Annotated in this window: 17 protein-coding genes; 11 read left to right on the top strand and 6 right to left on the bottom strand. The window is 45.9% G+C overall.

Going from position 1 to position 14,858, the window contains the following annotated elements:
• Positions 1–107: 107 nt before the first annotated feature.
• The gene (locus tag ACL934_RS07050) at positions 108–461 is read left to right on the top strand and encodes an STAS domain-containing protein (protein ID WP_374079240.1); all 354 of its coding nucleotides are present in this window, start codon (positions 108–110) and stop codon (positions 459–461) included.
• A 31-nt stretch (positions 462–492) separates the two neighbouring features.
• Here the strand turns inward: ACL934_RS07050 and ACL934_RS07055 are convergent, their stop codons facing one another.
• The 3 genes from ACL934_RS07055 to ACL934_RS07065 form a co-directional block, all read right to left on the bottom strand.
• Entirely contained in the window at positions 493–1,203 is a 711-nt protein-coding gene (locus ACL934_RS07055; protein ID WP_374079242.1) for a hypothetical protein, read from the bottom strand.
• A gap of 147 nt (positions 1,204–1,350) precedes the next feature.
• Positions 1,351–3,123: a DEAD/DEAH box helicase gene (locus tag ACL934_RS07060; protein WP_374079245.1), complete on the bottom strand. Its 1,773-nt coding sequence runs from the start codon at positions 3,121–3,123 to the stop codon at positions 1,351–1,353.
• Between the two features lie 92 nt (positions 3,124–3,215).
• Entirely contained in the window at positions 3,216–4,049 is an 834-nt protein-coding gene (locus tag ACL934_RS07065; protein ID WP_374079247.1) for a hypothetical protein, read from the bottom strand.
• A gap of 169 nt (positions 4,050–4,218) precedes the next feature.
• On the opposite strand from ACL934_RS07065, the gene ACL934_RS07070 reads away from it, so the two are divergent.
• The 3 genes from ACL934_RS07070 to ACL934_RS07080 all read left to right on the top strand — a co-directional run bounded on the left by ACL934_RS07070 (position 4,219) and on the right by ACL934_RS07080 (position 7,058).
• Positions 4,219–5,850, top strand: a complete 1,632-nt coding sequence (locus ACL934_RS07070; protein ID WP_374079250.1) for an ABC-F family ATP-binding cassette domain-containing protein — start codon at positions 4,219–4,221, stop codon at positions 5,848–5,850.
• Positions 5,850–6,644, top strand: a complete 795-nt coding sequence (locus ACL934_RS07075) for an alpha/beta hydrolase (protein ID WP_374079252.1) — start codon at positions 5,850–5,852, stop codon at positions 6,642–6,644. Before ACL934_RS07070 ends, ACL934_RS07075 begins: the two co-directional genes overlap by 1 nt.
• 147 nt (positions 6,645–6,791) lie before the next feature.
• Complete coding sequence (locus ACL934_RS07080; RefSeq protein WP_374079254.1) at positions 6,792–7,058, top strand: hypothetical protein; 267 nt, start codon at positions 6,792–6,794, stop codon at positions 7,056–7,058.
• A gap of 3 nt (positions 7,059–7,061) precedes the next feature.
• Here the strand turns inward: ACL934_RS07080 and ACL934_RS07085 are convergent, their stop codons facing one another.
• Entirely contained in the window at positions 7,062–8,108 is a 1,047-nt protein-coding gene (locus tag ACL934_RS07085; protein ID WP_374079257.1) for a spermidine/putrescine ABC transporter substrate-binding protein, read from the bottom strand.
• Positions 8,109–8,137: 29 nt separating this feature from the next.
• Between ACL934_RS07085 and ACL934_RS07090 the strand changes: the two genes are divergently transcribed.
• The 4 genes from ACL934_RS07090 to ACL934_RS07105 are packed head-to-tail and all read left to right on the top strand — an operon-like array spanning position 8,138 to position 11,910.
• On the top strand, positions 8,138–9,016 hold the full coding sequence (locus tag ACL934_RS07090) for an ABC transporter ATP-binding protein (RefSeq protein WP_374079260.1): 879 nt from the start codon (positions 8,138–8,140) through the stop codon (positions 9,014–9,016).
• Positions 9,013–9,840 (top strand): ABC transporter permease, encoded by an 828-nt coding sequence (locus ACL934_RS07095; RefSeq protein ID WP_374079262.1) that lies wholly within the window; start codon positions 9,013–9,015, stop codon positions 9,838–9,840. The genes ACL934_RS07090 and ACL934_RS07095 overlap by 4 nt, the downstream gene beginning before the upstream one ends.
• Positions 9,837–10,679 carry an ABC transporter permease gene (locus ACL934_RS07100; RefSeq protein ID WP_374079264.1) on the top strand — a complete coding sequence of 281 codons (843 nt, stop codon included), beginning with the start codon at positions 9,837–9,839 and terminating at the stop codon, positions 10,677–10,679. Before ACL934_RS07095 ends, ACL934_RS07100 begins: the two co-directional genes overlap by 4 nt.
• A complete protein-coding gene (locus ACL934_RS07105) occupies positions 10,648–11,910 on the top strand; it encodes an MFS transporter (RefSeq protein ID WP_374079267.1) in 1,263 nt (420 codons plus the stop codon). The genes ACL934_RS07100 and ACL934_RS07105 overlap by 32 nt, the downstream gene beginning before the upstream one ends.
• Here ACL934_RS07105 and ACL934_RS07110 read toward each other — a convergent pair.
• Complete coding sequence (locus tag ACL934_RS07110; RefSeq protein WP_374079270.1) at positions 11,898–12,071, bottom strand: hypothetical protein; 174 nt, start codon at positions 12,069–12,071, stop codon at positions 11,898–11,900. The two genes, ACL934_RS07105 and ACL934_RS07110, sit on opposite strands and share 13 nt — an antisense overlap.
• A 104-nt stretch (positions 12,072–12,175) precedes the next feature.
• On the opposite strand from ACL934_RS07110, the gene ACL934_RS07115 reads away from it, so the two are divergent.
• From ACL934_RS07115 to ACL934_RS07125, 3 genes are read left to right on the top strand one after another with little or no spacing between them, the layout of a single operon-like run.
• Positions 12,176–12,766: an RlmE family RNA methyltransferase gene (locus tag ACL934_RS07115; RefSeq protein WP_374079273.1), complete on the top strand. Its 591-nt coding sequence runs from the start codon at positions 12,176–12,178 to the stop codon at positions 12,764–12,766.
• Positions 12,763–13,446 carry an RluA family pseudouridine synthase gene (locus ACL934_RS07120; protein ID WP_374079276.1) on the top strand — a complete coding sequence of 228 codons (684 nt, stop codon included), beginning with the start codon at positions 12,763–12,765 and terminating at the stop codon, positions 13,444–13,446. Before ACL934_RS07115 ends, ACL934_RS07120 begins: the two co-directional genes overlap by 4 nt.
• A gap of 30 nt (positions 13,447–13,476) precedes the next feature.
• Positions 13,477–14,052 carry a MarR family winged helix-turn-helix transcriptional regulator gene (locus tag ACL934_RS07125; RefSeq protein WP_374079279.1) on the top strand — a complete coding sequence of 192 codons (576 nt, stop codon included), beginning with the start codon at positions 13,477–13,479 and terminating at the stop codon, positions 14,050–14,052.
• A gap of 138 nt (positions 14,053–14,190) precedes the next feature.
• Here the strand turns inward: ACL934_RS07125 and ACL934_RS07130 are convergent, their stop codons facing one another.
• Entirely contained in the window at positions 14,191–14,847 is a 657-nt protein-coding gene (locus ACL934_RS07130) for an HD domain-containing protein (RefSeq protein ID WP_413613269.1), read from the bottom strand.
• Positions 14,848–14,858: the final 11 nt, after the last annotated feature.

The following is a 14,858-nucleotide window of genomic DNA, read 5'->3' on the forward strand; positions in this document are numbered from 1 at the left end:
TCGAGACTTTGTTTCAGCTTGGGATGCTTGGATGAGAAATCTTTAATGAATGGGCGACTATTGTTAAACTAAAGAAAATTAAATATTCGATTTCTAGGAGTTGTACGTTGGAAGAGCAGAAGTCGTTTACGTATAGTTTTAATCAAAAAAACAATATGCTTGTCGTGTCTTTGACAGGAGAAATTACAAGTCACGTGCTGCCTTCTCTGGAAGCGTGCCGCCAAGAGCTGCTGGGTAAGAAAGAAGTCAGTCGAGTGGTGTTGTTTTTCCAAGATGTCGAGGCCATCAGCATGGATGCCATTCCGCTGATTGCGCAAATACAGAGGGAGATTCGCTCTAAACCTGCGGATCTGCGTCTTTGCATAAAAGAAAGTTTGCGTGAAAAGCTGGTGCGTATGGGAGTTGTCCGAGGACTGGAAGTTGCGGATGATCTCAAGACTGCTCTGTTGTCATTCAACTAGAAACTCGAGCAGTCTATGTCTGAAGGCAAAACTATTTGCAGAACGAAAGTTTTCTAACTGCTGCCTGCACTTTTTTATACTTTTGTGATCGGGCTTGCGGGCGTAAAACATCCCAATAAGATTTGCGGCTAAAAAGCGCGTCGTCATTTTTCAATTGTTTATTCAGCATCGCAAGACCACAGCGGAATGTTGTATCCGGAGAATTGCCATCACCATTGCGGCAGCCTTGAGAGTAGCGGCCTTCTTTGCCTTTGTGAAGTTGCATAAGGCCGATCAGAGTTCCGTTCGGACCTTGTGCGGTTTCATTTTTCTTACATGAACTTTCCAAGTGAACCATGGCATTGATAACCATGACCCAAACCAATTCTTTTCCATTGTCATTCAAAGTTTTAAAACCAGGGCAGACGGCCGTGAGATCCGATGTGCCTTCATAGAGTTCTTCATAGCGTTCGCGGTGCAATTCATTGACGATTGTTGTACCCCAGCGCCCCAGGCCTTCGTCATCGGCGAAGCTTTCGCATTTATCTGCGAAGTTCATTTTCTCATTAATATTAAAGATATCTTCGACACTGGCTGTGGCCGTCACTGTGTTGCGCAGGTTGCGAAGTTGTTCCGTGGCGCGATTTGCAGTGCTGGAACATTCTAGACATGTTCCACCTTGCACGCGGGAAGACTGGTGCGCTTTTGTATAAGCTGTTGAGCCCGATAGAATAAGAGCAAAGGTCAGCAATAAGTGTTTCATCGGCAGTATCTCCAATCACTTCATTGCAAAGCAATCATGGTGCCGTCTCAAATTAAAATGGGAAGGCTTTCATGCCTTCCCATTGTTTATTTTTAGAACACGTCGATGCCAAAAATGCGTGTGCCTCAAAATGAGACGTCGCATCTTTTAATCGCGATACTGTCTTTTTGGACCACGGAAACGTTTGATACCGCTGTGCTCACGACGTTCACCAGCACCGCTGCTGCGTTCGCCACGCTCAGAGCGCTCACTGCGTTCTGGACGGTCGTTGCTAGCGCTTCTTTGCGGACGGTAGCCTGTCACCTCGCTGCGTGCAGGACGGTCGTCACGGCTTGCAAAACGAGGCGCTGGACGATCGCTGTATTCGCGACGTTCAGAAGTCTCACCACCACGGTCGTTACGATCAGAACGACGATAACCGCCGCGGTCACCACCACGACGTCCACCACCATCATATGAACGGCGAGGACCATCATTGCGGCCACGAGAGAAGCGGTTGTCATTAGGATCACGAGGCAACAATTCGCGAGGAATACGGTCACCCATGTAGTCAAGCATAAGGTCTTTCTTCACGAACACGTTCGGGAAGTAGGCTGCGATAAAGCGAGCTAGCAAATCTTCTTTAGAAAGATCTTTGAAGTTGATGTCGCCAGCCTGGATAAGATCTTGAATCAAATCACCAGCCAGTTGCAATTCTGGAGCTTCCGCATCCATAGAACCAACGCGATCCAAAACGTCTTTGATTTTGAGACCCGCAACTTCGTCAGCAGAAGGCACAACGCCTTTAGTAAGAACCGCTTTCGTCGTGATCATCACACGGCGAAGAAGATTCAATTGCTCAGGGTTGACCAAAGTGATGGCAACACCTTTTTGACCGTTACGACCTGTACGGCCGATACGGTGAACATAAGACTCTGCATCCCAAGGAAGAGAGTGGTTGATCACGTGAGTAAGATCTTTGATGTCAAGACCGCGAGCCGCAACGTCTGTCGCTACGATGACTTTCACTTGGCGTTGTTTGAATTTCTTCAAAGTCGCCTCACGTTCTTGCTGGCTCTTATCTCCGTGCAAAGAGTCTGCTGGGAAACCACGTTGAGTTAATACATCCGCAAGTTCTGCCACTTCCATTTTCGTTTGGCAGAAGATGATGCCGTAGAATTCAGGAAGAGTTTGCAACAAACGACCGATAACTTCGGTTTTATAAGAATTTTTAACTGTGTAGTAAACTTGCTCGATGGTGTCAGCAGCACCTACTTTATTCACCTGAACAGTTTCAGGATTCTCAAGGTAAGTAGAAGACAAGCGACGAACTTCAGGGCTCATCGTTGCAGAAAATAACCAAGTACGGCAAGCCGCTCGCAAAGAATCAGAATCATCTGGCTGAGTGGCTTTCAAGATTGTTTCCATGTCTTCTTTAAAGCCCATAGAAAGCATTTCGTCGGCCTCATCAAGAACCACAGTTTTTACTTTTTGAAGTTTGATGATTTTCTGATCAAGGAAGTCGACCAAACGGCCTGGAGTCGCCACGATGATGTGGGCGCCTCTTTTGATGCCGTCCATTTGGGTGCGGTAGCTAGAGCCACCATAGATTGTGACAACACGAACGCCTTTTTTCTTACCAAGCAAAGTCAATTGCTCAGCAACTTGAAGGGCAAGTTCGCGAGTCGGGCTCATAACCAAGGCTTGTGTGTCCTTGATTGTCGCATCGATGTTTTCAATAAGCGGAATACCGAAGGCGGCAGTTTTGCCTGTGCCTGTTGAAGCAAGACCGATGAAGTCTTGAGCTCCTGCGAGCAGTAACGGTAAAGCTTGGCGTTGGATGGGCGTCGGTGTCGAGAAGCCCATGTCTTGCATCGCTGCCAAAAGGGGAGCGCTAAGACCAAAGCTTTCGAAACTATCAACAGTAGTAAGTGGAGTCATTATAGAGGGACCTTTCAGATATAAGAAGGGCCCAAGATAAACGATCTTGGGCCCAAAAGCTCTCTATTTCTTGGCTTTCTAGGTACAGTGTACTATTTGCACAAAGAGAGGGATCTTACGATTCCCTGGATATTGCTTATTTGCTGATAGCGCCCACCAGATTTGATAACGGCCCAATAGACACCTGAACTCACAACAATCGAGCCTTTGCTCTTAATTTGTTTAGCCATGATGCCAACACCGCAGTCCAGGTTCAAATACGGATCTAAAATAGTTTTTCTCGGATCAGAACCACTTAAATTTTTATCTTTCGACCAATCAAATTTGCACCACGGAGCCCACTGAATATCCTGATAAGACAACTGCAAAAGTCCTTCAGAGTAAACAGGCTGTCGAGTTACAGGATCTGTGCCCATGGTTGTTTCATGCATGCGTGAAGTGGGACTGTAGGCGCTCTCATATTTTGCAATGGCGACAAAAAGTTGCGCCCACACATTGGCGCGTTCGTTGTTATCCAAGGAGTTATAGCGAGGGCAAAAGTTTGTGATGTCATTCGCTCCGGGTAGAAGACTGCTCCACTCATTCAAGATGATTTTTTGCAAGTGCTGAGACCACAGGGTTCTCTCTGGATATTTTGTGCTTTCCCAAGCCAAAGGAACCATTTTGTAAGAAGGTTCTGGTTCGGGAGCAGGTGTGGGAGTTGTTGTTGGTGGAGGGTTTGTGTTGCCGTTGTCAGTGCTTCCATTGTCGGTATTACCATCGTCTGTGCCTGGATCTGTAACCCCAGAACTTTGGTTGGAATCATCAATGCTTGAGATTGGAAATTGCCCCGATTTTGCACAGCCGGTCGACAGGACTAAGAGGAAAAGGATCGTCGCTGCGAATATATTGTTTCTCGAGTGTGTGTGGTTCGTTGTTGAGCTCATTTGCTACCCCCGCCGTGGTAACAAAGCAACACGAGGACCATATGAGACCGCTCTAAAATCCCCTAAACTTCTATTTTTTGTGTACACTCGATGGGGTGCATAGAAACTAAGCAAAATATTTTAAAATTTTGCGCGCAACTTACTGAAATTCAGGATATACAAAGGTCCTATGATTCATTTATCAAATATCTCAAAGCAGCATGGTAATAAAATTCTTTATCGCAACGGCTCTTTTCAAATCAATGCCGGCGAAAAGATCGGACTTGTCGGGCCCAACGGTGCCGGTAAAACGACGATCTTCCGTATCATCACGGGTGAAGAGGGTATTGACGGCGGGACTATTTCTAAATCCGATCGCACGGTGATTGGATACTTCTCGCAAAATATTGAAGACATGCGCGGTCGCACGGCGATTGAAGAGGTGAAATCTTCCGTCGGCAATATCGGTGAAATGCAGGCGCGTATGCAAGAGTGCGAAGCGAAACTTGCGGACCCGGATCTTGATGCTGACGAGATGACAAAAATCTTGGAAGTCTATGGGGAACTGCAAGGCGAGTTTGAGCGTCTCGGTGGTTACGATCTTGAATCTCGTGCTGCAGAAATTCTAACGGGTCTTGGTATTGGCCCTGACGACTATCATCGTCCGACTGAAAGTTTTTCGGGCGGTTGGAAGATGCGTATTGCTTTGGCGAAAATCCTGGTTCTGAATCCGGAAGTTTTGCTAATGGACGAGCCGACGAATCACTTGGACGTGGAATCTATCGTTTGGCTTGAAGAGTGGCTCTCAAATTTCCAAGGCGCAATTCTTATGACAAGCCATGATCGCGATTTCATGAATCGTTTGGTGGGGAAAATTGTCGAGATTGCCAATAAAACTGTCACAGTTTACGGCGGAAACTATGATTTCTATGAGCGTGAACGTGATATTCGCAAAGAACAATTGATCGCGGCGGCAAAACGCCAAGAAGACATGCTCGCGAAGGAAGAAGAATTTATTGCTCGCTTCGCGGCTCGTGCTTCCCACGCAGCGCAGGTGCAATCGCGCGTGAAGAAACTTGAAAAAATTGATCGTATTGAGATTCCACCTGAAGAAGCTGAGATTAAATTTGAATGGCCGGTTCCTCCGCGCGGTGGAGAAGAGGTTGTGAAATTTGAAGGCCTTTCAAAAATCTGGAAGCGTGATGATGGCAAAGAAAAACTGGTCTTCTCTGGTGCCAATGCGCTTGTGAAACGTTTGGATCGTATCGCGGTTGTCGGTGTGAATGGTGCCGGTAAATCGACTTTGTTAAAAATTATTGCAGGTCATGCGGAACCTACGGACGGAAAAATGTCTCTCGGAGCTTCCATTAACGTGGGTTACTTCAGTCAGAACTCTTTAGATGTTCTTGATCCGAAGGCGACAATCTTGGATGAGGTTCATTCGCGCATTCCAAATGCCGGTATGGGTTTTGTGAGAAGTTTATTGGGGGCTTTCAAATTTTCCGGCGAAGAAGCTGAAAAGAAAATTTCAATCTTGTCCGGTGGTGAAAAATCCCGCGTGGTTCTGGCGACGATTCTTGCGCAGCCTGTGAATCTTTTGATTCTGGATGAGCCGACGAACCATCTTGATATCAAATCCAGAGAAGTTCTTTTGGAAGCGATTAAAAACTTCCCAGGTACTGTCATGATCGTAAGCCATGATCGCCATTTCTTGCGTGAAGTGACGACGCGTGTGTTTGAAGTGGATAAAAATCAGATCCGCATCTATGAAGGTGATTACCAGTACTACCAACATAAAAAACAACAGGAACAAATGGCGTAATGAGCGAAAAGAAGTTGGACCTGCGAAGCTTTAAGATTCCTCTGGGGAAACTAGCCCCGCAGGAATCTTTTCGCACCCGTCAAGGGGACCTGCTTTCTTATCGTCTTTATCCAGCGTGGTCCGAGGATTTGATTGTCCTCTACCATGGTGTTGGCAGTGACAGTCGCTATATGTGTGTGCTGGCTTCAGCTTTGGCCAGCGCCGGGATTGGGACTGTGGTGACTCCGGATTTACGTTGTCACGGTGTCAGTCTTCCTCTCTCTGATAAAATTTCTCCTTCACAACTTGAAATCGATCTTGAAGAGCTTTTGATTCATATCAAAATGCAAAGAGCCGTGTCGCGCGTGACTTTAGCAGGGCATTCCATGGGAGGCGGTTTCATTTTACGAGTCGCTGTTTCTGACATGCGTTCGCAATTTACGAAGTTTGTCGCTCTGGCGCCGCGTTTGCCTGCATCGTTGAAGGCCTTCAGTAATGATTTTGGCGGATGGATCACTCCGGATGCAGAAGGTGGCTTTAGTGTGAATATGCCGGAAGCTTATCGCACGGGTCAGGAGAAGCTTCACTACAGTGCAGAGTATCTCGAAGCGGTGTCTGCCCCTGAAGATCTGCTGGAGCGTTTGCAAACTCTGAAGCCTTCCTTGTCGATCGTGATGGGAGCTAATGATGAAGTGGATATTCCGTCGCGCCACCAGGAGATCTTTTCTTCCATCGGTGTTCCTATTCAGCTTATAGAAGGGCTGAATCATCTCACGATCGTCTCAAAAACGGATGCCTATTTGTCTCGTTTTTAAAAAATCGAGCTTTTCTTTCCCAAGTTGAGCTGGAAACATTAAATCCTTCCGCCAACTGTCAAATGTCCCTTGTGTCCATCAAGCTGTCTCAAAGTCCTGCCGAAGAGTTCTACAGAATAACCAAATTATTGAACGTAGGTGGTGGTTATGAATTCGGGGCTAGGTGCATTTGCCCTTCGGCAGGTGCTGGCTTCTACAGCAGTGGTCGGTCCAATCCTTATTCTGATTGGGCTCTGTTATTATCTCTTCAAACAAGATCGGAAAAGTGTCGTCTTCTATTTGGGGGCGGGTGCTGCCTTCACCGTAATTGGTGCGGCTTGTTTGTATGTGGAGTTTAAAACGGAAAAGACATATGAGGAAACGAAGATCGAAGAAAAGGCGGACTCTGTCGCTGTGGAGCCCGCCAAAAAATAAAAACTACTGAGTTTTAATTTCAGTCCAAGCATCTTCATAAAGCTTGTTTTGCTCACCCAAATCGTGAATGCGCTCAAGCTTTTTAAGAGTGGCTTCTGTGGGGAAAAGGGCCTGGTTGTTTTGCAGCTCTTTGGGCAGTTGACTGCGGGTGTTCTTAAGAACAGGTCCGCCTAAAATTGTTTTTACTTTGTTAGATTCTGAAGCTTCACTCAAGAGGAAGTTAATAAGCTGATGAGCCGCCTCAGAATGTTTTGCTCCTTTAACAATAACTAAATTGTCGATGGCTACGGTCGCTCCTTCGTCGGGAATGATGTATTCGATTTTTCCCGGTGACTTGGCGGCCGCTTGCAAAGCATCGGAAGAGTAAGCTTGAGCTGCGGCGACTTCTTTATTGTTCAGAATATCAATGGTGTCCGAAGAAAACATTTTGATATCCTTTTTGGCATTAAGCAGAGTGGCTTTGGCTTTTTGAATTTCTGCAGTGTTTGTCGTGTTCACACTAAAACCATGAAGTTTTAAAGAAGCCCCCATTGTTTCACGAACGTCGTCCAAAAGTGCAAACTTCCCTTTGAGTTGTTTGTTCTCTAAAAGGTCTTTCCAGCTTTTGATTGGGCCCTTATAAAGCTCGCGGTTGACCGCAATTCCTACGGTGGTCCAAATGTAGGGAAGAGAAAACTGGTTTTCGGGATCGAAGTTTTGTTTCAAGAACTCTGCCGCGACCAGGTTTTTGTTGGGAAGAAGCTCTGGCTTTAGAGGCTCCAGCAGGTTCATTTTTCTCATGACGTCGACCATGTAATCTGAAGGAACAGCAACATCGATACCCGAAGAACCCATCTGGATCTTCGCTAAGAGCTCTTCATTTGAGGAATAGTTGGAAATATTAATCTTAATGCCCGTCTCTTTTTCAAACTGGGCCTGAAGTTCCGGGGAGAGGTAGTTCCCCCAAATGGAAAGATTGACCTCTTTTGTGTCGTAGGCGATCTCGGTCTTTTTGGTGCAGGCGCTGAGAAGTCCACAAAGAGCCAGTCCGATCATCAATATTCTCGACATTTTTTTATTTCCTTTTTATTGTGAAGCTGATGTTAGAACTTCTGAATATCGGGAAAAGTTTTTCCAGTCAAACGGCGTTAAAGGGAATCAACCTCTCTATTGGTGAGGGCGAGTTTTTCTCTCTCTTGGGCCCTAGCGGCTGTGGGAAAACCACTCTTTTAAGGATCATTGCCGGTCTTGAGAATGCAACGCAAGGGCAGATTCTTTTAGATGGCCAAAGAGTCGACCATCTTCCGGCGCAAAAGCGTCCCTTCAATATGGTTTTTCAACGCTATGCTTTGTTTCCTCATCTTACTGTGGGAGAGAACATTGCCTATGGTCTTAAGCTGAAGTCTATTTCTAAAGACCAAATCGAAGCCAAGGTGGCCGAGGTATTAGCTCTGGTTGATATGGCGGAATTTCGTGATCGGAAACCAGAGACCTTGTCGGGCGGGCAATCGCAGCGTGTGGCCGTCGCTCGGGCCTTGGTCAATGAACCCCGCGTCCTTTTGTTGGACGAGCCTTTATCCGCCTTGGATCAAAAAATGCGTGAACACATGCAAAAAGAGTTGCGGGCTTTACAGCGAAAACTTGGATTGACGTTTATTTGTGTGACCCATGATCAAGAAGAAGCTTTAGCTCTGTCAGATCGTATCGGCATTATGAGCCACGGTGTTTTAGAGCAAGTCAGTTCACCGCGCGAAATCTATGAAAATCCGGAGACGATCTTTGCATCTCAGTTTATTGAATCAACAAGTCTCTTGCGTGGTGAACTTGTTGAAGTCAGTGAAGACCTTGCGACCATTCGTTTGGGGGATGGAAGTCTTATCAAAGGCAAATTCAATGTGCCTCCGGATCAATTGGTTTTGGGAATGAGTTTAGAAGCCTATGTGCGTAAAGCCATGGTGTTTGGAGAGCGGAGTAAATGAGACTCCGCGATATTTTTCTTTTCCCGGCTCTGGTGTGGTTTCTTGTTTTTATTTTAGCTCCCTTGGCTATCGTTGTTATTGTGAGTTTTGCCAGTCGGGGAACTTACGGTGGCATTGAGTGGACTTTTGCTTTTGAAAATTATCTGCGGGCTGTGTCGCCGACTTATGCGGGTATTCTCTTTGAAAGTTTGAAGTTGGCGGTGTTAACGACAGTCCTTTGTTTGGTGCTAGGTGTTCTTATTGCTTGGGCGATGGCCACGGCGGATTCTTCGGTGCGACGTCTGTATGTCTTGGCGATGGCTTTGCCTTTTCTTACCAATCTGGTGATTCGTATTTATGCAATTCGAGTGTTCGTCGGAGTTGACGGCCCCCTGCAAGGACTTTTGCAATTCGTGGGAATGCCTTTTGACCCTTTTGCTCTGACTCAAAATAGGTTTTTGGTTCTTTATGGAATGGTGACGACCTATTTGCCATTCATGGTGCTGCCTCTTTATGGTGCCTTTGAAAAATTTGATTTTAGTTTGGTGGAAGCAGCTCAGGATTTGGGAGCTGGAGTGTGGAAGATTTTATTTTCTGTCATTCTGCCAAATCTGAAAAAGGCTTTATGGAGTGGTTCTTTGTTGGTGTTCATTCCTTCCTTGGGTGAATACGTGATTCCGGATTTACTGGGTGGGGCCAAGAATATGCTCTACGGAAATCTGATCACTGAGCAATTCCTGAAGTCCCGTGATTGGGCTTTTGGTTCCGCTTTATCTGTTGTGATGATGGTCATTCTTTTGGCGCTGGTTTTTGTTTTACAGAATAAAAGAAGGAAAGCGCCATGAAAAAACAAGAACGGGCGCGGCCCGCAGCACCTTTGACGGCGCGTTTGGTTTTGTGGATCACCTTGGTGTTTTTGTATTTGCCTATCGCGGTGATGATTCTAGGAGCCGTCTTTGTTAAAGAGAACGAACGGCTGACGATAACACTCAAATGGTTTTTTGAAGTATTCAACGATGAGGCGTTGATAAGTGCGTTGTTGAATAGCGTCTTCGTAGGCTTGTGTTCAAGTTTGCTTGCGACCCTCATCGGTACGGCGGGGGCTTTAGGACTTCGTCATAATACGCGTTCCTGGACGTGGACTGTGGAAGGTCTTTCTGTTGTTTCATTGATTTTCCCAGAGATTGTTTTTGCTCTGTCGCTTCTGTCTTGGTTTTTTATTTTAAAAATGGAATTAAGTCTGATCACTGTGATCTTAGCCCATGTGAGTTTCTCGGTTTCCTATGTCATGATGACGGTGAGCGCAAGACTTGCGACATTGGATCGGTCCTTTGAAGATGCGGCCCGTGATCTTGGAGCGAGCGAATGGCATATTCAGAAAACCGTTCTCTTGCCTTTATTAAAGCCCGCCATCATGGGTGGTTTTATTTTAAGCTTTCTCTTGTCCTTTGATGATTTTTTGATCACCTATTTCGTCAACGGAGTAGGGCAAGATACTTTGCCGGTAAAACTATATACGGCGATGAAATTGGGAGTGAGTCCGAAGCTCAATGCACTTTCCAGTTTGATGTTTTTAATGACTCTGTCAGCGTTGATTTTCTTCTTCCGTTCTTCTTCATTCCGTGTTCTCTTTGAAGAAAGTCGGGGGAAGCATGGATCGGACTCAAAAGAAGAAAATCTTTAGTTGGGCACTTTACGATTGGGCGAACAGTGCTTACTCCACGACCGTCATGGCGGGATTTTTTCCCATCTTCTTTAAAAAATACTGGAGCGATGGTGCTGATGCGATTGTCACAACAGCACGCTTAGGAACTGTGATCTCTGTTTCTAGTCTGATCGTTGCGCTTCTTAGCCCCACACTCGGTGTGGTAGCAGATCTAAAAGGTTTTAAAAAATTATTTTGCATGCTGTTTACATTCGTGGGCGTGATTGCTTGCGCGTGGATGGGATTTATTCCCATGGGTGACTGGTGGAATGCCATGCTTGCCTATGGCATTGCGATGATGGCTTTTAACGCCAGCAGTGTTTTCTATGATTCTCTTTTGCCTTACGTGGCTGACGGCAGACAGATGGATTATGCTTCCTCCTTGGGATATTCGATGGGGTATTTGGGTGGCGGTGTTCTTTTCTTGATCAATGTTTTGATGTATTTGTTCCCGGCAAGTTTCGGACTTCCTGATGGAGTGGTGGCGATCAAAATTTCTTTTGTGATGGTGGCTGTCTGGTGGACCGTGTTCTCGTTGCCTCTCGCCAAGAATGTTCCTGAGCCTCATGTTGAAGCGAACTCTCATAATATTTGGCGACTCACACAAGAAAGTCTGCGCACCTTAAAGAAAACTTTGAAGGCGCTGATACAGGAAAAGAATCTCGCGACCTTTATGATCGCTTACTGGCTTTATATCGATGGAGTTTATACGGTCATGACGATGGCTGTGGATTACGGAATTTCCATTGGCTTTGAAGCGAAAGATCTTATTGCGGCTCTTTTGATCACGCAGTTTATCGGCTTTCCTTGTGCTTATTATTTTGGAACAGCGACAAAGAAGTGGGGAACCAAGAAGCCGATTTTATTGTGCATTCTCATGTACGCCATTGCTGTGATCGCGGCAACAAAGATGTCCCAAGCTTGGCATTTCTATTTGCTTGCAACCATGATCGGCATGTTCCAAGGGGGCGTGCAGTCTTTAAGTCGTTCGATGTTTGGTCGAATGATTCGCAAGGAAGAAAGCGGCGAGTATTTCGGTCTTTTCAATCTTGTCGGACGTTTTGCTTCGATCTTAGGGCCCATGGTTGTTGCTGTTGGTGTGACCGTGACAGGAAGTTCACGCATGGGAATGATGGGACTCATATTCTTATTCGTAGCCGGAGGAATCTTGTTGGCTCTTGTTAAAGAGCCCGCAAATCACTCAGCTTGAGGTGGTGTTGATGACGAAGCAGGGTCTTGCTGTTGCTCAGCGATGATTCGTTTGGCCTTGTCTCCCGTGATCCCCATCCACTCAGGCAAAAAGACAGCGATAGCCACAAAGATCACTGTGACGACGATAAAAAAGATGCCCATAGTGATAACCAGACCCATGAATCCTCCAAAAGAGTGTATCTTTTCTAGTATAAATGGGCGCAAAAGGGAATGCAAAATTTAGTATTGGACTTTGCGCTGGGAAACCGACATAACCCTACGATATGACTTACAATCCTCGTGATCACTATTTTAAAAAAGCCAAGCAGGAAAACTTCGCGGCCCGCTCTGTTTTTAAGCTCGAAGAAATCGACAAAAAGTACAAACTTTTTAGGCCGGGACAGACTGTTTTGGATTTGGGTGCTTCACCGGGTTCATGGTCTCAATACGCTTCCAAGAATGTCGGCGACAAAGGCCGTGTTTTGGGTGTTGATTTAAGTCCAGTGACTGTGAAGCTGAGCAATGCTGTGTTCATTCAAGCGGATCTGCGTGATTTGAATCTTGAGGATATCTTTAAAGAGCACGGCTTTGTGCCGCCCTTTGATTTGGTGCTCTCGGATATGGCGCCGAAAACCACGGGCATTCGCATGACCGATCAAGCGCGCTCCATGGAGTTGTGTGAGCTGGCGTTGGATGTGGCTCGTCGCTTTTTAAAAAAAGACGGTCATTTCGTTTGCAAACTCTTTCACAGCGATGACTTTTCCAAACTTCGTGATGAAATTAAGAAGTCGTTCCATAAATGTGAAGCGGTGAAACCGGACTCAACACGTAAAATTTCCAAAGAAATCTTCCTGGTCGGCATCGGAAAAAAATGATTCGAATTATTTTTGAAAATGAGTGTTTCGTTATTTGCGACAAAGAAAGTGGTGTGCTTTCGACACCAAGTCGTCATGAAGAGAACGACAAGCGGTGTTGTTTAGGCACTGAACTGCAGACATCCTTGAAGCGGCAAATCTATCCAATTCATCGTTTGGACTTCGAAGTTTCAGGTCTTGTGATGTATGCAAAAACTCCGGACGCTCATCGCCAAGCCAATGCTTGGTTTGAACACAAACAAGTTCAAAAGACCTACCGAGCTCTAACGACGGCGCAGGATTATGCACATATTCCAGCCAATGTTCCTAACCAAAAACTAATAATTGAACTTAAAAGTCCCGGTCAGAAGTTTGAATGGAAATCCCGCATTCTCAGAGGGAAAAGACGTGCTTACGAAAGCCCTCAAGGCAAAGACAGTTTGACCTTGGCCGAGTATCTTGGTGTCAATGCCGAGGGTTTCCTGATATGGGATTTGCAACCCGTAACCGGTCGTTCTCATCAACTGCGTTTTGATCTGAGTCGTCATGGATTCCCGATCTTAGGTGATAAATTGTATGGCTCAAATGTGCAGTGGGGAACAGACAGCATCGCACTTCGTGCCTACAAAATTGATTTTTCAAAAGCACCCGGAGCGAAGGCTCTAGGTCTGCCAAGTGATGTCACTTTGACATCACTTTAGTTTGCAAAATTCATTTTCAAAAATTTTCGAATGAGTTTTTCATCCTCGCAAAATGTCATGTATGAGAGCGCATACAAAAATAAAGTTGCGCGTTTCGCGCGTATCGTTCTAAATGAAGAAATGAACAGAGATTCGTTTTCACAATATCGTTCAGAGGTGAGTGAGGTTATGGACTACATTCGCCATATCTTCAAGGCTCTTCGCGTTTCTTCAAGTCAGTTTGAAAAAGAATTGGGTCTGAGTGCGGCTCAGATTTTTGTTCTGAAAAAACTGAAGGAAGAACCCGGTCTTTCAATCAATGATCTGGCGTTAAGAACCACCACTCATCAGAGCTCTGTTTCTGTTGTTGTAAAAAAATTGGAAGAGCAGGGTTACGTCAGCCGTGCGATTTCCAAAGAAGATTCCCGTCGTGTTGTTGTGGCGTTGACTCCAAGTGGAGAACAAAAGCTTGGAGAAATTCCGCGCACAGTTCAAGAGCACATGATCGAGTGTTTGCAGAAAATGAATCCGGAAAAAACAGTGGCATTGGCGACTCTGATGAGAGAGTTCGTCAATCAAGCAGGTATTGTTGAGCAAACACCGGCGCCAATGATCGATAGCAAATAGAACCCATCTCATAAACCCAATTCCTGCGTTGGTGGCTTCGCACAAAAATAGCTAAAGCTATTTTTGGCGTCGTCGCAGTACAATGTACAGCTTCCTCCTCGCGCCTTGGCCTTGGGTTTATGAAATGGGTTCTAGCTTTTAGATTTCCCGTTTGATTTGTTCTAAGTATGTTTTGATGAAGGCGATGCGATGCTCGCCTTCTTTTTTTGCTGTTTCAGTATTGAGATGATCCACCAACTTAAAAAGTTTTTGGAAGAAGTGATCAATACCGTAGCTCTTGTCATCTAATGTGCGTGACTCAGCCCAGGGGTCTTCTTCGGCGTAAAAAGGACGACTCATCAAGCTGGACGTTGCAAAACAACGAGCAATACCAATAGCTCCTAAGCTGTCTAAGCGGTCCGCGTCTTGAACGATCTTGGCTTCCAAGGTTTCCGGTTTAATATTTGCGCTGTAGCTGTGGGCTTCAATGGCGTGGCGAATGGCCTCGAAGTGTTTGTCAGGGTATCCAACGGATTTAAGGTATTCAATCGCGGCTTCTGCAGAAAGCTGGGACGCGTAGGGACGGCGAGGATCTCCTTTAGGCACATTGATGTAGTCGTGGAAAAAAGCCGCAGGCATCACGACCTCCCAATTGCCGTGTTCTGCCTGACAAAGATTTTTAGCGGTGCTCACGACACGCTGGATGTGAAGATAGTCGTGCGCAGGATCTGAGTGGGGATAAAGAACGCGCGCTTTATTGCTAAAAAGCTCAAACCACTTTTTGTCAGATGTCGGGGAGCTATTGGTTTTTTCCATCGGTCTATTTT

This window comes from Bdellovibrio sp. HCB-110 (assembly GCF_047323225.1).
Taxonomy (GTDB): domain Bacteria; phylum Bdellovibrionota; class Bdellovibrionia; order Bdellovibrionales; family Bdellovibrionaceae; genus Bdellovibrio.

Excerpts from the sequence above, each read along its gene's own strand:
- ACL934_RS07055 (WP_374079242.1), bottom strand. The coding sequence starts at position 1,203 with ATGAAACACTTATTGCTGACCTTTGCTCTTATTCTATCGGGCTCAACA.
- ACL934_RS07060 (WP_374079245.1), bottom strand. The coding sequence starts at position 3,123 with ATGACTCCACTTACTACTGTTGATAGTTTCGAAAGCTTTGGTCTTAGC.
- ACL934_RS07065 (WP_374079247.1), bottom strand. The coding sequence starts at position 4,049 with ATGAGCTCAACAACGAACCACACACACTCGAGAAACAATATATTCGCA.
- ACL934_RS07070 (WP_374079250.1), top strand. The coding sequence starts at position 4,219 with ATGATTCATTTATCAAATATCTCAAAGCAGCATGGTAATAAAATTCTT.
- ACL934_RS07075 (WP_374079252.1), top strand. The coding sequence starts at position 5,850 with ATGAGCGAAAAGAAGTTGGACCTGCGAAGCTTTAAGATTCCTCTGGGG.
- ACL934_RS07080 (WP_374079254.1), top strand. The coding sequence starts at position 6,792 with ATGAATTCGGGGCTAGGTGCATTTGCCCTTCGGCAGGTGCTGGCTTCT.
- ACL934_RS07085 (WP_374079257.1), bottom strand. The coding sequence starts at position 8,108 with ATGTCGAGAATATTGATGATCGGACTGGCTCTTTGTGGACTTCTCAGC.
- ACL934_RS07090 (WP_374079260.1), top strand. The coding sequence starts at position 8,138 with ATGTTAGAACTTCTGAATATCGGGAAAAGTTTTTCCAGTCAAACGGCG.
- ACL934_RS07095 (WP_374079262.1), top strand. The coding sequence starts at position 9,013 with ATGAGACTCCGCGATATTTTTCTTTTCCCGGCTCTGGTGTGGTTTCTT.
- ACL934_RS07100 (WP_374079264.1), top strand. The coding sequence starts at position 9,837 with ATGAAAAAACAAGAACGGGCGCGGCCCGCAGCACCTTTGACGGCGCGT.
- ACL934_RS07105 (WP_374079267.1), top strand. The coding sequence starts at position 10,648 with ATGGATCGGACTCAAAAGAAGAAAATCTTTAGTTGGGCACTTTACGAT.
- ACL934_RS07110 (WP_374079270.1), bottom strand. The coding sequence starts at position 12,071 with ATGGGTCTGGTTATCACTATGGGCATCTTTTTTATCGTCGTCACAGTG.
- ACL934_RS07115 (WP_374079273.1), top strand. The coding sequence starts at position 12,176 with ATGACTTACAATCCTCGTGATCACTATTTTAAAAAAGCCAAGCAGGAA.
- ACL934_RS07120 (WP_374079276.1), top strand. The coding sequence starts at position 12,763 with ATGATTCGAATTATTTTTGAAAATGAGTGTTTCGTTATTTGCGACAAA.
- ACL934_RS07125 (WP_374079279.1), top strand. The coding sequence starts at position 13,477 with ATGAGTTTTTCATCCTCGCAAAATGTCATGTATGAGAGCGCATACAAA.
- ACL934_RS07130 (WP_413613269.1), bottom strand. The coding sequence starts at position 14,847 with ATGGAAAAAACCAATAGCTCCCCGACATCTGACAAAAAGTGGTTTGAG.